This window comes from Paraburkholderia sediminicola (assembly GCF_046027355.1).
In the GTDB taxonomy this organism is placed as follows: Bacteria; Pseudomonadota; Gammaproteobacteria; order Burkholderiales; family Burkholderiaceae; genus Paraburkholderia; species Paraburkholderia sediminicola_B.
This window is the reverse complement of the sequence record NZ_JAQQEK010000139.1, coordinates 1-544: the sequence shown is the minus strand read 5'-3', so window position 1 is coordinate 544 and position 544 is coordinate 1. Positions and strand designations below refer to the sequence as shown.

Below are 544 nucleotides of genomic sequence, written 5' to 3'. Positions count from 1 at the left end.
CCAGGCACATGGTGGACGCTACTACAGATCAAATGTGTCGATCGCTTTCCCGAAGCCCACGCCGATAGCGAGCCGATCGTCGACGTCGCCGATGCATGCCTCGGTCAGCCGCACTGATTGGCGCAATGTTCAGCGGTTGCGCGAGGGACGGCGTGCGGGTTGGGCGATGATGCCGGCCGGCACCGTGAGCAGGCACTGTCACGGAAGCGGCGAAAGGAGAGCAGCGAACATGAGCATCACGCTTAATCACACTATCGTGTACGCGCGGAACAGGGATGCATCGGCGGCATTTCTCGCAGAAATACTCGGACTTCCCGAGCCGAAGCCATTCGGGCCGTTCCTTGCCGTGCAACTGGATAACGGCGTTACGCTGGACTTCTACAGCGATGATCATCAAACGCGGCCGGAACACTATGCGTTTCTGGTGAGCGAGACCGAGTTCGATTGCATTTTTGGGCGAATACAGAGCCGCGGATTGCCCTACTGGGCGGATCCCTTTCACCGCCGGCAGGGCGAGATCAATACGAACGATGGCGGTCGAGGC

Annotated in this window: 1 protein-coding gene; it reads left to right on the top strand. The window is 59.7% G+C overall.

The genetic code is table 11. The features are described 5' to 3' along the window. Nucleotides 1–229: 229 nt before the first annotated feature. Nucleotides 230–544 (top strand): VOC family protein (locus PQR42_RS45630; RefSeq protein ID WP_408496129.1); only part of this gene is annotated, 315 nt, incomplete at its 3' end.